Source organism: Umezawaea tangerina (assembly GCF_003002815.1).
Taxonomy (GTDB): domain Bacteria; phylum Actinomycetota; class Actinomycetes; order Mycobacteriales; family Pseudonocardiaceae; genus Umezawaea; species Umezawaea tangerina.
In genome coordinates this window covers 147,043-159,942 of sequence record NZ_PVTF01000010.1, presented here as the reverse complement: position 1 = coordinate 159,942, position 12,900 = coordinate 147,043, and the positions used below count along the sequence as shown (strand labels likewise).

Here is a 12,900-nt window from a genome sequence, read left to right as displayed (position 1 = left end):
GGGGCGCTCTGAAACGCTTTGTAGTGCATGAGCCGACGCGGCGACCTGCCGAGCACGGGACGCCCCCGCCTGCCCAAAGCACTGATCCTGTTGGCGATCGTCTTCCTCGCGTTGGCCGCGTGGAACGGCTGGCTCGCCGTCGGCGACTCGGCCCTCTGGCGCAGTGTCACGGCGGCGGCGTGCCTGTTGTGCGCCGTCGCCCTGACCCTCATCGCCGTAAACGACGGACGGAGCTGAGAACCCCTAAAGTTGACCCATGGTCTTCTTCGGCGGTCTGCTGGTCCTCCTGGCGCTGGTGACGCTGGTCTTCCGCGACGCCGACGTGCTCGGCGTCGCCCCCACGACGGTCGGCATCGCGCTGCTCGTCATCGGCGCGCTGTCGATCGCCCTGGGCTTCCTCCGGAAGGCACGGGCCCGACGCCGCCGCGCCGCCAGGGGCGAACCCGAGCCGGTCGGCAACGTCTTCGAACGCGCCCGCGCCCTCCCGAGGCTGCTCAGGGCCGCGCGCAGCAAGGAGGGCTACGCCGGGCTTCCCAAGGGGCGCATGGCGCTGTGGGGGTTCGCGCTGCTGTACCTGGTGTCGCCGATCGACGTCCTGCCGGAGTTCCTGCCCATCATCGGCGTCACCGACGACGCCGGTGTCGCCGTGTGGCTGCTCACCAGCGTGTCGGCCGCCGCCGGGATGTACCTGAGCTACGAACGCGAACGCAAGAACGTCCCGCCCGCCCGCTAGCCCAGGGTCTGCTTCACGCGACCGCGGAGTCGGCTCGGCGGTCGTAGATGTCGGCCCAGCGGCTGAACATGGCCAACGACTGCTCCGCGTCCAGGGCCAACGCGGCCAGTTGCCTGCTCTTGCTCTCGAAGCGCTTGATGGCGACCTCCTCCTCCGCGAAGACGGTCGAGACGTCGTTCTCGGCGTAGGCCACCGGCTTCGTGTGCTTCTCGAAGGTCATGAGGTTGTACGCGTGGCCGAGGACCCAGTGGCCGCCCGCCGCCATGGGGATCACGCGAGGGCGCAACCGCGACCAGCCGCACATGAAGGCCAGCCGCATCATCTGGTCGTGCATCACCCGAGGGCCTCCGACGACCACCTGCAGCGCCACCTCGTGGATGTAGAAGGTGGTGTCCGGCGAGTGCTGTCCGGTCAGCACCGACTGGCGGTCCATCCGGGCCGCCACCAACAGCTCCAGCTCCTCCTCCGACAGGCCCTCGTGGGCGAGCATCACCGCCCGTGCGTAGGCCTCGGTCTGCAACAGACCAGGGATCACCATGGGCTCGTACTTGTGCATGGTCCGCGCGGCCCGCTCGTGGATGGTCAGGCACAGCAGGTTGTCCGACAGCCGGTCCGCGTGGGCGCGGACGAACTGGCCCACGTCCTGTTCGGACGCGATCCGCTGAACGCGTTCCCTGGTGCGCTGGTCGGCGCCGAGCTTGCCCAGCAGGGTGCCGTAGTCCCAGGAGGTGGTTGTGCGCCAACCGTTCTCCAGCTTGCTGAGCTTCCCGGCCGACCACCCCAGCTCCTCGGCGACCGTGGTCGCCTTGAGGTTGGCGCGCTTGCGGGCCAGGTGGAGTTCCTGGCCCAGCTCCCGGCTGCGCGCGGTGGTCAGCCGTGCGTAGTGCTCGGTGTCCAGGTCTGCTTCCATGACATCCGAAACTAGCGCTCGTCGGCCCGGAAACCACTGCTGAGCCTGGTTTTCCACTCCAAGGGATCACCTGTGGAGCAGTCGTGACAGGCGGTCAAGATCTGCTTGAGCAGGCCGACCCACCAGGCGATCGCATGGCCGTTCGTGCGTCCCCATGCCGGTCTTCCCCCAGATGTTTTAATTCACTGTACTAAAATATATCCGGAGGTAAAGTGCCGGGCATGGCGGAGGATCGGGGCGTCGACCTCGGACGCGAGCTGAGCACGGCGGTGGTGATGTTCCACGAGGCGGTGGGGCAGCACCTCGGTGTCAGCGCGGGTGACCAGCGCGCGCTCGCGCTGATCCGCGGCGGACCGCTGTCCGCGGGCGCCCTCGCCAAGGAGATCGGCCTCACCCCCGGCGCGGTCACCGGCATGATCGACCGGTTGGAGGCCGCGGGACTGGTGCGGCGCGAGGTCGATCCGAACGACCGCAGGAGGATCCTGGTCGGCAGCACCGACTCGGGCATCAGCGCCCACAGTGGACTGTTCGACGAGCTCGCCGCCGCCATGCGGCGGATGGCGACCCGCTACACCCCGGCCGAGCAGGCCGTGATCGACGACTACGTCGTCCGCACCGTCGCGATCCTGCGCGGGCAGACCGAACGGTTGACCGAACGCAAGCAGAGCGGAAAGCGCTGACCCGGCTGTCATCGCGTCGCGAGGGGTGACGGGTCGGTGGTGGAACAACACCAGCGGTGCGCGTCCGCATAACGCCGGGGACGCCGCGCCGAGGCCGGATCAGCGGTGCCGGAGCAGGGTCGAGCCACGGGTGGACGAGTCCGATGTGGCCCAGGTCGCCTGCGCACCACCGGCGGTGCCGGAAAGGTTGCCCTGGCAGGGGTTCGCGACGGGTCAGAGGTAGTGCTGTTCGCGGAGCCGGGCGTTGGCGAAGTTCCGCTCGGCCAGGTCCTTGTGCGTGATCAGCCAGTACGCCCCGCAGCGGCCGGGGTCGTCCAGGTAGGGGAAGAACGACTGGGCGAGCAGGACTTCCGCGTCGGCACGGGTGTCGGGCCACTCGCACGGGTCCTCGTGGATGGGGTGGGTGTAGCCGCCGATGATGAGCTCGTTGGCGGTGGCGGGACACCCGTCGACGCTCAGCAGGTGCTCGTCGAACAACCCGCTGACCTCGGCGCCGAGAGCGATGGTGTTGTTGAAGTCCGGCACGTGCCGGTCCAACCTCGCCACCAGCGGCCGCGCTCCCCTGGTGTACTTCAGGTGCTCGGGGGTTGGGACCCGTTCGGAGGTCGGCGTGCCCGCCGGGACGTACACGACCCAGCAGTGGACGTCGGGTTCCCAGTCAGGGGTGCGGCGGTCGGCGAAGAACAGCAGGTGCCCGTCCTCCGGCAACGGGATGTCCAGCTCCCCCACCGGAACCGCTGACAGGTCTACCGAGGCGACGAAGTCGGGGTAGCCGGACCATTCCACGTCGTCGGGAAGGTACGGGTTGCCCAGGTACTGGCCCACGGGTGCACCGGGTGCGCCAGCGGAACCGTTGAAGCCGTTGGTGCCGGAGAGCACGAAGAGTTCTAGGCTGGGACGTGCCAGTGCGACGGCGCGGTCGACGACGTGCTCGGGCACGTCCTGCTTCCGGGCCGCTTCGCGGAACTCGTCCAGTGCGCTCATGGCCCGCCAGTGTGCCGCACTCGACGGACAAAAAAGTGACGAAGTTTCATGTGTGTGTTGGTGGGTGGGTGGAGTGGGGGTCGCCCGGTGTCGGTGCCGCGGACTCCAGGGGTGTCGGTGCCGTGGACTCCGAGGGTGTCGCTACAGCGGACTACGGGGTATCGCTGCAGCGGACCTAGGTGCGGTCGGCTTGACTTGGGGCCCCTTTTTTGGGCTTCGTCGGGCGAAAAAGGGCAGGTGGTAGAGCCTGCCCGCCGACCAATTTTAAGCCCAAAAACCCCAAGTCAAGCCGACCGCACGAGCGGACGAGCACCGCTCGCTTCCAGCGTCGTGGGCCGCTTGTTGGCCGCTTGTTGGCCGCTTGTTGGCCGCTTCCAGCGTCGTCGGGTAGCCGGCTGACTGCTCCAGCAGCGTTGGGCCGGTTCGGTCGCTTCCAGCGTCGTTGGGCGACTTGTCTTTTGTTCCAGCGTCGTTGGGTAGCTAGCTGGCTGCTTCCAGCGTCGTTGGGGTGTTTGTTCGCTTCCAGCGTCGTTGGGTGACCTGCCCCTTGGTGCCGACGTTGTTGGGGCGTTTGCTTGTTGCTCCAGCGTCGTTGCCCCTCCCTCCCCTTCCCTCCCTGACGGTGGGTGCGCTGGTGCTCGCTTCCAGTGTCGTTGCGCGACTTGCCCTTGCTGCCAGCGTGGTCCCCCCTCCCGACAGCGGGCGCGGCCGTGGTCGTTTCCGGCGTCGCCGGACCCTCTGCGGTGTCGTGGCCTGGGTGGGTGGTTTGCTTTGGTGTCAAGGCAATTGGGCGGTTGGGGGCCGTGCGGTCAGGCGCTGGCGTACTGCCAGAAGTCGCGCATGACCGGTGGTGTGGTGGGGGAGGTCATGGCCAGCTGGGTCATCATGAGGGCGATGGTGCCGGTTGACGGGGTGATGTGGGCGGTGGTGCCGGTGCCGCCGACCCAGCCGTAGCGGCCGGGGATGGTCCAGGGGTCGGTGTGGTCGATGTCGACTGAGCCGCCGTAGCCCCAGCCCTGGCCTTCGAGGAAGATCGCGCCGGCTTCGCGTTGGGAGCGGGTGAGGTGGTTGGTGGTCATGAGGCGGACCGAGTCGGGGCTGAGGAGTTTGGCGCCGTCGTCGAGGAGCATGCGGCCGAAGGCGTGCCAGTCGTCGACGGTGGAGACGAGGCCGCCCGCGCCGGACGGGAAGGCGGGTGGGGTGCTCCACTGGCCGGTGGGGGTGTCGAGGAGGGTGGTGCCGGTGTCGGTGGGTTGGTAGTAGGAGGTGAAGCGGTCGAGCTTGTCCGCCGGGACGGAGAAGGCGGTGTCGGGCATGCCGAGGGGGTCGAAGAGGCGTTCGGTGAGGAAGTCCTGCAGCGGTAGGCCGGAGATCCGGGCCAGCAGGACGCCCAGGATGTCGGAGCAGGTGTTGTACAGGAAGGCCTCGCCGGGCTGGTGGAGCATGGGGACGCGGGCGAGGGCGGCCATCCAGTCGTCGGAGGACGTGACCTTCTGGGGCTGCGGTGGGCCTTGGGTGAGCTCGCTGAAGAGCGGGGCGACGGCGGGCAGGGAGAAGTCGGCCGGGAAGCCGTAGCCCGCGCGGAAGGTGAGCAGGTCTTCGAGGGTGATGGGGCGGTCGGCAGGCACGAGGTCGTCGACGGGGGCGTCGGGGGTGCGGACGACCATGGGGGACGAGAGCTCGGGGAGCCAGCGGGAGACGGCGTCGTCCAGGGCGATGCGGCCGTCCTCGACGAGGAGCATGGTGGCGGCGGCGATGACGGGTTTGGTGGTGGAGGCGATGCGGAAGATCGTGTCGCGCGCCATCGGGGCGGACCCCTCGACGTCGACCGAGCCGACCACCTCGACCTCCACCTGGTCACCGCGGGCCACCAGGGCGACGGCGCCTGGGGCCTTGCCGTCGCCAACGTGGGCCTTCAGGGTGTCGTGCAGGGTCTTCATCGGATCCGCCTCTCACGTGTGCTGTCCTAGGGCGTGCATCGAAGTCCGTGTTCGCGGTAGCCGGGCCTGACGCGGCCCCTGCGGGCACGGCCGACTGACCCGCATACAACAGCGGTATGCGGACCAGACGGCCGCACCGCCAGGAACCACCTCAGGCGCGACTCCCATCGAACGAGACTTCGACACACGCCCTAGGTAGGACACGCGCCGGGCCGAAATGTCATCGCTCGCCGAGCACTGTTCTCACGTACCTGCGGACGGCGTCCGCGTCCGGGCGGCTGCTTTCGCGGTCGGCGTGCAGGAGGTGGCCCGAGCCGATGAGGGTGGGTGCGAGGACCTCGACGTCGGCGTCCGCGTCGAGGCGGCCCAGGTCGCGTTCGGCGGCCAGGTAGGCGGTGAGCATCGCGCCCGCCTCGGTGAGCAGCGGCAGACCGGTCGGGCTGGTGGCGCGCAGGCGGGCGCGGAGCTCGTCGCGGAAGATCAGGAGGCTGACGACGGCGACGGCGACCGAGCCGAACAGGTCGGTCAGGGCGTCGGCCACGTTGTCCACGACGGTGCGCGTGCCCGCGGCGGCCAGCAGGGCGGCCGACTGGTCGGCGATCCGGGCGATGCGGTCGCGGACCAGCTCCGCGAGGAAGTCGTCGAAGTCCGCGAAGTGCCGGTGCAGCACGCCCTTGGCGACGTCCGCCTCCGTCGTGACAGCCCTGCTCGTCAGCCCGTTCGGGCCGTCGCGGAGCAGCACGCGCTCGGCCGCGTCGAACAGCTGCTGCCGCGCGTCCCGGATGTGCACGCCTGTCGGCACCGTGGTCGCACCTTCCCCTAGTGGGCGCTTGCCCACTAGGGTGGGCACATGCCCACTGTAGAGCCCCACCGGTTCCGCCAGGTCGCCGAGTCGTTCGGCGAGGACGCCGCGCGCTACGACCGCACCCGCCCCGCCTACCCCGAAGCCCTGATCGCCCGGATCGCCGCGGCGGGCGCGGACGTGCTCGACGTCGGCTGCGGGACGGGGATCGAGGCCCGCCAGCTGCGCGACGCGGGCTGCACCGTGCTGGGGGTCGAGCCGGACGAGCGCATGGCCGAGCACGCGCGCCGGTCCGGCCTGGACGTGGAGGTCTCGACGTTCGAGACGTGGGACGCGGCCGGTCGTGCGTTCGACGTGGTCGCGGCCGGGCAGGCCTGGCACTGGGTCGACCCGGTGGCCGGTGCCGCGCGTGCCCTGGAGGTCCTGCGACCCGGCGGGCTGCTGGTCCCGTTCTGGCACGTGTTCGACCCGCCCGCCCCGGTCGCCGAGGCCGTCGCGTCGGTGTTCCAGCGCGTGATGCCGGTCCCCCAGGCAGCTCTGCCCAGGCGGGCGATGGACGCCTACGACGCGATGTGCGCCAAGGCCGCGGACGGGATGCGCGAGGTCGGCGGGTTCGGGGAACCGGAGCGGTGGTCCTACGAGTGGGAGCGGGACTACACGCGGGAGGAGTGGCTGGACCTGCTGCCGACCACGGGGGTGCTGACGCGGCTGCCCGCGGCGGAGCTGGCCGAGGTGCTGGACGCCGCGGGTGCCGCCATCGACGGCATGGGCGGCGGGTTCACGATGCGGTACACGACGGTGGCGGTGGCCGCGGTGCGGGTCTGAGGCCCGCCTAGCCGCGGCCCACCAGCTCCAGCAGCACGATCCCCGCCACGACCAGCCCGCCGGCGGCCAGCCGGACCCGGCCGAACCGCTCGTGGAACACCACGGCGCCGATCACCGCTCCGAGCACGATGCTGGTCTCGCGCAGGGCGGCGATGGCGGGCAGGTTGGCGGGTTCGCGGTTCTGGGCCCACACGACCAGGCCGTAGGCGACCGCCGACAGCGCTCCGCCGACGACGGCCCGACCACCCGCGGCGCGCAGCCGGGGCGGCAGCGCCCGGCGGTGCCGGAGGAGGGCGTACAGGGGCAGCGGCAGCGCCTGGAGCAGGAACTCCCAGCCGATGTAGCCCAGGACGCTGTCCGCGTGCCGGACGCCGCTGCCGTCGACCACGGTGTAGGCCGCGATCATCAGGCCGGTGCCGAACGCGGCCGCCAACGCGGGCAGGTGGCCACGACCGGGCACGCCGTGGGCCAGGGTGAGCACCACCAGGCCGAGCGACAGGGTCAGGACGCCCGCCCACTGGTGCGCGGGCAGCGGGTGGCCGAGCACGGTGGCGGACAGGACCGCCACCACCCACGGCGACGTGCCCCTGGCCAGCGGGTACACCTGGCCGAACTCGCCGAGTCGGTAGGCCTGGAGGAGGAACACCTGGTAGGCGACCTGGAGGACGACCGAGGCCGCGATGAACGGCCACGCGGCGGGGTCGGGCGGCGGCGCGAGGACCACCAGCGGCAGCGCGCAGGCCAGGCTGCCCAGGCAGAGCAGGACGAACCCGGCCAGCGTGTCCCCGGTCGCGTGCGCCAGCGCGTTCCACGTCGCGTGCAGCACGGCCGACGCCAGCACCACGACCACCACGGTCACCGACACCGCGCACCCCCTCGCACCGCGGGCCGCCACCCGACCCGGTCGTCCGGCGACCCTCCCATCCGGCAACTACGGTCGGACGCGTGACGGTGACCGGTGTGGTGGCGGGCGTGGTGGACAGCGTGCTGGACCGGGCGATCGCGCCCGGCTACTCGGTGCTGGGGTTCACCGCGCGCAAGCACTTCTGGCCCGCCGACCCGCCCGCGGGGGCGCTGCGCGGCCGGGTCGCGGTGGTGACGGGGGCGAACTCGGGGCTGGGCAAGGCGGCCGCGACCGGTCTGGCGGAGCTGGGCGCGATCGTGCGGCTGGTGGTGCGGGACACCGCCAAGGGCGAGAAGGCGCGGGCGGAGATCCTGGCGCGGGTGCCCGGCGCGGAGGTGCGCGTGGACCGGTGCGACGTCAGCGACCTGGCCGACGTGCGGAAGTTCGCCGAGGGGCTCACCGGACCGGTGGACGTGCTGGTGCACAACGCCGGTGTGCTGCCGCCGAGCCGGACCGAGACCGCGGACGGGCACGAGGTGGCGTTGGCGACGGCGGTGCTCGGGCCGTTCCTGCTGACCGACCTGCTCGCCCCGGCGCTGCGCGCGTCCGCCGACGGGCGGGTGCTGTTCGTGTCGTCGGGCGGGATGTACAGCCAGCCGTTGCGGATGGACGACCCGGAGTACCGCGAGGGCGAGTTCGCCGGGGCGAAGGCGTACTCGCGGGTGAAGCGGATGCAGGTAGTGCTGGCCGAGCTGTGGGCCGAGGAGCTGAGGACGGACGCCGTGGTGGTGCACAGCATGCACCCCGGCTGGGCCGACACCCCCGGCGTGAGCACGTCGCTGCCGAGGTTCCACCAGCTCGCGAAACCGTTCCTGCGCACACCGGAGCAGGGCGCGGACACCGTCGTCTGGCTCGCCGCGTCCGCCGAGGCGGGCCGGGAGACCGGGCGCTTCTGGCACGACCGGCGGGTCCGGCCCACCCACTACCTCCCGTGGGGCAAGGAGTCCGAAGTGGACCGCCAGGCCCTCTGGGCCTACTGCCGGTCCGCCACCGCGGCGTGCCGCCGGTAACGGCCCGGCGCCACGCCGTACTCGCGCTTGAACGCCTTGGCGAACGCGTACTCCGAGCCGTACCCGGCGCTGCTCGCGACGGCGCTCAGCGGCACGTCCGACTCGCGCAGGAGCCGGGCCGCGCCGGACATCCGCCAGCGGGTGAGGTAGGTCAGCGGCGGTTCGCCCACGAGCGCGGCGAACCGCTTCGCGAACGGCGAGCGCGACAGACCCGACCGCCGGGCCAGGGACTCGACGGTCCACGGTGCCGCCGGGTCGTGGTGCATGGCGGCGAGGGCGGGGGCGACGACCGGGTCGCTCAGCGCCGAGGCCCAGCCGCCCTCGTCCCGCGTGGACTCCAGCCAGGCGCGGAGGATGTAGAGCAGCAGCGAGTCGATCAGCGCCGCGACGACGCTCTCCGACCCGCAACGCGGTCGGTCCAGCTCCGAGCCGAGCAGCCCGACGGCGGCGGTCAGCTCGGGGTGCCCGCCGGTGCGCAGCAGGATCACCGGGGGCAGCATGCCGAGCAGCGGGTGCCGCCTGCCGTGGTCGAGGTGGTAGCGGCCGCACAGGATCCGGGTGCGCGGCCCGCCACCGCCGAACGAGAGCACGCCGACCGGTGAGCCGGGGCTGACCCACTGGGGGGCGATGTCCGAGGCCGGGGTGGCGGGGTCGTCGGCGAGCACGTGACCGTCGCCCTCGGCGAGGAACACGACGTCGCCCTCCGCCAACGCGGTCGGCGCGGCGCCGTCCAGCGGCACGAGCCAGCACCCGCCGTGCAGCACCACGTGGAAGCCGGTGCCCCGGACGCCCAGCCCCCACGGCGCGTACCCGTCGGTCCGCACCGACGACGGGCGACCGGTCCGCATGGACTCCAGCACCTCGGCGAGCACGTCCACGTCAGACCGTCAGCACGATCTTGCCCGTGGTGTGGCCGGACTCGACCAGCTCGTGCGCCTTCGCGGCCTCGGCGAAGGTGAACGCCTCGCTGACGTGCACCCGGATCCGCCCTTGGTCGACGAGCGCGGCGACGGCGGCCAGCGCCGGGCCGTCCGGGACGACGCTCGTGCCGACGAACCGCCGACCGGCCGCGGTGACCCGCGCGGCCAGCTCCTCGTCGGTCTGCTCCTTGATGGTGACGAGCGTCCCGCCGGGCCGCAGGACGGTCAGCGAGCGGTCGGACTGCCGGACCGAGTCGAACACGACGTCGAGGTCGCCGAGCACGGTGGTGAAGTCGGTGCTCCGGTAGTCGACCACCTCGTCGGCGCCGAGCCCGCGCACGAACTCGTGCTTCGCGGCGCTCGCCAACGCGATCACGTGGGCGCCGTGCGCCTTGGCGATCTGCACCGCGAGGTGGCCGACACCGCCCGCGGCTCCGTGCACCAGCACCCGCTGGCCCTCGGTGATCTCGGCCCCGTCCACGAGGCCCTGCCACGCGGTCAGCACCGCCAGCGGGAGCGCGGCGGCGTGCACGTGGTCGAGCGAGACGGGCTTGCGGGCCAGCTCGTCGGCGGGCGCCGTCACGTACTCGGCGTAGGCGTTCGCGGCACCGGGGAAGCGCGGCATCCCGTAGACCTCGTCGCCGACCTGGTACCCGCCGGCGGCCTGCTCGACCACGCCGGAGACGTCCCAGCCGACGACGAACGGCGGCTCGCCCAGCAGCCGGTAGCCCCCGGCCCTGACGAGCGCGTCTACCGGGTTGATACCGGCCGCGTGCACCCTGACCAGAACCTCGCCGGGACCGGGCGCGGGGCGGTCGACCTCCGCGACCTTCAGCACCTCGGGTCCACCGAAAGCGGTCTGGAGGACAGCGCGCATGACTTTCTCCTTGGTCGTTCCTGATCTGTGCCGACGACGCTACGGACGGCCAGGTGGGACGAACAATATCCCCGCGTCCCCCGGTGATGTCCGATCGTCCTCGAAGGGGTGCTCTTGAGGTTCCGCAACCTGGTGAACGGCAAGGAGTCGGACGCGGCCGACGGGCGGGAGCTGGAGGTCGTCGACCCGGCCACCGGCGAGGTGTACGCGACCTCCCCCCTGTCCGGCGCGGCCGACGTGGACGCCGCCCTCGACGCCGCGTCGACCGCGTTCGCGACCTGGCGGTGGAGCACGCCCGCCGAGCGCCAGCTGGCCCTGCTGCGGATCGCGGACGAGCTGGAGGCGCGCACGGCCGAGGTGGTGGCCGTGGAGGTCGCCGACACCGGCAAGCCGGTGGCGCTGACGGCCTCGGAGGAGGTGGGGCCGTGCGTGGACCACCTGCGGTTCTTCGCGGGTGCCGCGCGGCTGCTGGAGGGGCGGTCGGCGGGCGAGTACGCGCGCGGCTTCGCCTCGGTCGTGCGGCGCGAGCCGGTCGGGGTGTGCGCCCAGGTGACGCCGTGGAACTACCCGCTGATGATGGCCGTGTGGAAGATCGCGCCCGCGGTGGCGGCGGGGAACGCGGTGGTGGTCAAGCCGTCCGAGTGCACGCCCGCCAGCACGGCGCTGCTGGGCGCGATCTGCGCCGGGCACCTGCCGCCGGGGGTGGTGAACGTCGTCTGCGGGGACCGCGACACCGGGCGGGCGCTGGTGGCGCACCCGCGGCCGGACCTGGTGTCGATCACCGGGTCGGTGCGGGCGGGCACGGAGGTGGCCGGGGCCGCCGGGCTGAAGCGCACCCACCTGGAGCTGGGCGGGAAGTCGCCGGTGGTGGTGTTCGCGGACGCCGACCTGGCCGCGGCGGCCGGGACCGTCGCCGCGGCGGGGTTCTTCAACGCCGGGCAGGACTGCACGGCCGCGACCCGCGTCCTGGTCGAGGCGTCCGCGCACGACGAGTTCCTGGCCGCGCTCGTCGGGCACGCGCGGGCCACCCGGACCGGCGGGCCGGAGGACACCACCGCCGACTACGGGCCGTTGAGCAGCGCCGACCACCTCGCGCGGGTCGCCGGGTTCGTCGACCGGCTGCCACCGCACGCCGTGCTGGAGACCGGCGGCACCAGGGTGGGCGACCGCGGCTACTTCTACGCCCCCACCGTGGTGTCCGGACTGCGGCAGCGGGACGAGGCCGTGCAGCAGGAGATCTTCGGACCGGTCGTCACGGTGCAGCCGTTCACCGACGAGGAGTCCGCGGTGCGGATGGCCAACGGCGTCGCCCACGGGCTCGCGTCGTCGGTGTGGACCCGCGACCACGGGACCGCGCTGCGGATGTCCGCGCGGCTGGACTTCGGGGTGGTGTGGGTCAACGCGCACTCGGTGTTCGCGTCGGAGATGCCGCACGGCGGGTTCAAGGACTCGGGGTACGGCAAGGACCTCTCGGGGTACGCGCTGGAGGACTACACGCGGGTCAAGCACGTGATGAGCGCCTTCTGAGCGCCGGTGGAGGTGCCCGGCTCAGCCGGTCCTGATCCCGGCCAGCAGGTCGGTGATCGCGGCCATGATCCGGGCGGTCGCCTTGTCGAGGACCTCCTTGGTCGGCTCCAGGTCGTAGAGGTCCGACAGGTCCACGGCGGGCCCGGCGGCGACGTCCACGCGCTTTCGGGGCAGCGGCCGGGGCAGGAACGAGCCGCGCGGCAGCAGCCGCTGCGTGCCCCACTGGGCGATCGGCACGACCGGGACGCGGCTGGCCAGCGCGGCGCGCGCCACCCCGGACTTGCCCGTCATCGGCCAGCCCTCGGGGTCGCTGGTGAACGTGCCCTCCGGGTACACCGCCACGCACTCCCCGCGTTCCACGGCGCCCTGGGCACCGGTGAGCGCGAGGCCCGCGCGGGCCGTGCCGCGGTCGACCGGGACGTGGCGGCCCGACCTCATGATGGAGCCCACCAGCGGCAGCCTCCACAGGCTGGCCTTCGCGAGGTAGCGCGGCACCCGGCCGGACACCAGGGCGAACACCGTCGAGCTCACCGGGTCGGCGAAGGAGATGTGGTTGAACGCCAGCAGCACGCCACCGGTCTTCGGCACGTGCTCGCGGCCCGTCATCCGCATGGGGACGAACAGCACGACGACCGACCAGAGGACGTCGATGGTCAGGCCGAACCAGAACCCGCGGCCGCGGCGCGGCATCAGCCGGGTGAGTGCGGCCATCTGACGCACGGTCAGCGCCTTTGTGGACTCGTTCACACCAGGATCTTCGGCGCAGGGCCGCGAAAGGTTTCCGCCGG

At 72.1% G+C, this 12,900-nt stretch carries 14 protein-coding genes; 6 read left to right on the top strand and 8 right to left on the bottom strand.

The annotated features are described in order from the left end of the window. The first annotated feature begins 27 nt into the window (after positions 1-27). Positions 28-237 (top strand): hypothetical protein, encoded by a 210-nt coding sequence (locus CLV43_RS31275; protein ID WP_106191628.1) that lies wholly within the window; start codon positions 28-30, stop codon positions 235-237. Positions 238-256: 19 nt separating this feature from the next. Then, entirely contained in the window at positions 257-733 is a 477-nt protein-coding gene (locus CLV43_RS31270) for a YkvA family protein (RefSeq protein ID WP_106191627.1), read from the top strand. A 13-nt stretch (positions 734-746) separates the two neighbouring features. On the opposite strand, the gene CLV43_RS31265 is transcribed toward CLV43_RS31270, so the two are convergent. Next, positions 747-1,643: a helix-turn-helix domain-containing protein gene (locus CLV43_RS31265; protein WP_106191625.1), complete on the bottom strand. Its 897-nt coding sequence runs from the start codon at positions 1,641-1,643 to the stop codon at positions 747-749. A 221-nt stretch (positions 1,644-1,864) separates the two neighbouring features. Between CLV43_RS31265 and CLV43_RS31260 the strand changes: the two genes are divergently transcribed. Next, positions 1,865-2,323, top strand: a complete 459-nt coding sequence (locus CLV43_RS31260) for a MarR family transcriptional regulator (RefSeq protein WP_106191623.1) — start codon at positions 1,865-1,867, stop codon at positions 2,321-2,323. Between the two features lie 213 nt (positions 2,324-2,536). On the opposite strand, the gene CLV43_RS31255 is transcribed toward CLV43_RS31260, so the two are convergent. The 3 genes from CLV43_RS31255 to CLV43_RS31245 all read right to left on the bottom strand — a co-directional run bounded on the left by CLV43_RS31255 (position 2,537) and on the right by CLV43_RS31245 (position 6,049). Continuing rightward, on the bottom strand, positions 2,537-3,307 hold the full coding sequence (locus tag CLV43_RS31255; RefSeq protein ID WP_106191621.1) for a DUF1963 domain-containing protein: 771 nt from the start codon (positions 3,305-3,307) through the stop codon (positions 2,537-2,539). Positions 3,308-4,116: 809 nt separating this feature from the next. Next, on the bottom strand, positions 4,117-5,247 hold the full coding sequence (locus CLV43_RS31250) for a serine hydrolase domain-containing protein (RefSeq protein WP_106191620.1): 1,131 nt from the start codon (positions 5,245-5,247) through the stop codon (positions 4,117-4,119). 220 nt (positions 5,248-5,467) lie between these two features. Then, a complete protein-coding gene (locus CLV43_RS31245) occupies positions 5,468-6,049 on the bottom strand; it encodes a TetR/AcrR family transcriptional regulator (protein WP_106191618.1) in 582 nt (193 codons plus the stop codon). A gap of 48 nt (positions 6,050-6,097) precedes the next feature. Between CLV43_RS31245 and CLV43_RS31240 the strand changes: the two genes are divergently transcribed. Then, the gene (locus CLV43_RS31240; RefSeq protein WP_106191617.1) at positions 6,098-6,874 is read left to right on the top strand and encodes a class I SAM-dependent methyltransferase; all 777 of its coding nucleotides are present in this window, start codon (positions 6,098-6,100) and stop codon (positions 6,872-6,874) included. Between the two features lie 7 nt (positions 6,875-6,881). Here CLV43_RS31240 and CLV43_RS31235 read toward each other — a convergent pair whose 3' ends face one another. Next, positions 6,882-7,739, bottom strand: a complete 858-nt coding sequence (locus tag CLV43_RS31235; protein WP_106191942.1) for an EamA family transporter — start codon at positions 7,737-7,739, stop codon at positions 6,882-6,884. An 80-nt stretch (positions 7,740-7,819) separates the two neighbouring features. On the opposite strand from CLV43_RS31235, the gene CLV43_RS31230 reads away from it, so the two are divergent. Beyond that, the gene (locus tag CLV43_RS31230) at positions 7,820-8,788 is read left to right on the top strand and encodes an SDR family NAD(P)-dependent oxidoreductase (protein WP_245887124.1); all 969 of its coding nucleotides are present in this window, start codon (positions 7,820-7,822) and stop codon (positions 8,786-8,788) included. Here the strand turns inward: CLV43_RS31230 and CLV43_RS31225 are convergent. After that, complete coding sequence (locus CLV43_RS31225) at positions 8,752-9,666, bottom strand: AraC family transcriptional regulator (RefSeq protein ID WP_106191615.1); 915 nt, start codon at positions 9,664-9,666, stop codon at positions 8,752-8,754. The two genes, CLV43_RS31230 and CLV43_RS31225, sit on opposite strands and share 37 nt — an antisense overlap. Before the next feature lies 1 nt (position 9,667). Further along, positions 9,668-10,585 (bottom strand): NADP-dependent oxidoreductase, encoded by a 918-nt coding sequence (locus CLV43_RS31220; RefSeq protein WP_106191613.1) that lies wholly within the window; start codon positions 10,583-10,585, stop codon positions 9,668-9,670. 114 nt (positions 10,586-10,699) lie between these two features. Here CLV43_RS31220 and CLV43_RS31215 point away from each other — a divergent pair, with 114 nt between their 5' ends. Continuing rightward, on the top strand, positions 10,700-12,112 hold the full coding sequence (locus tag CLV43_RS31215) for an aminobutyraldehyde dehydrogenase (RefSeq protein ID WP_211304638.1): 1,413 nt from the start codon (positions 10,700-10,702) through the stop codon (positions 12,110-12,112). Positions 12,113-12,133: 21 nt separating this feature from the next. On the opposite strand, the gene CLV43_RS31210 is transcribed toward CLV43_RS31215, so the two are convergent. Further along, a complete protein-coding gene (locus tag CLV43_RS31210; RefSeq protein ID WP_106191610.1) occupies positions 12,134-12,823 on the bottom strand; it encodes a lysophospholipid acyltransferase family protein in 690 nt (229 codons plus the stop codon). Positions 12,824-12,900: the final 77 nt, after the last annotated feature.

Excerpts from the sequence above, each read along its gene's own strand:
- CLV43_RS31260 (WP_106191623.1), top strand. The coding sequence starts at position 1,865 with ATGGCGGAGGATCGGGGCGTCGACCTCGGACGCGAGCTGAGCACGGCG.
- CLV43_RS31270 (WP_106191627.1), top strand. The coding sequence starts at position 257 with ATGGTCTTCTTCGGCGGTCTGCTGGTCCTCCTGGCGCTGGTGACGCTG.
- CLV43_RS31240 (WP_106191617.1), top strand. The coding sequence starts at position 6,098 with ATGCCCACTGTAGAGCCCCACCGGTTCCGCCAGGTCGCCGAGTCGTTC.
- CLV43_RS31220 (WP_106191613.1), bottom strand. The coding sequence starts at position 10,585 with ATGCGCGCTGTCCTCCAGACCGCTTTCGGTGGACCCGAGGTGCTGAAG.
- CLV43_RS31275 (WP_106191628.1), top strand. The coding sequence starts at position 28 with ATGAGCCGACGCGGCGACCTGCCGAGCACGGGACGCCCCCGCCTGCCC.
- CLV43_RS31250 (WP_106191620.1), bottom strand. The coding sequence starts at position 5,247 with ATGAAGACCCTGCACGACACCCTGAAGGCCCACGTTGGCGACGGCAAG.
- CLV43_RS31210 (WP_106191610.1), bottom strand. The coding sequence starts at position 12,823 with ATGGCCGCACTCACCCGGCTGATGCCGCGCCGCGGCCGCGGGTTCTGG.
- CLV43_RS31255 (WP_106191621.1), bottom strand. The coding sequence starts at position 3,307 with ATGAGCGCACTGGACGAGTTCCGCGAAGCGGCCCGGAAGCAGGACGTG.
- CLV43_RS31265 (WP_106191625.1), bottom strand. The coding sequence starts at position 1,643 with ATGGAAGCAGACCTGGACACCGAGCACTACGCACGGCTGACCACCGCG.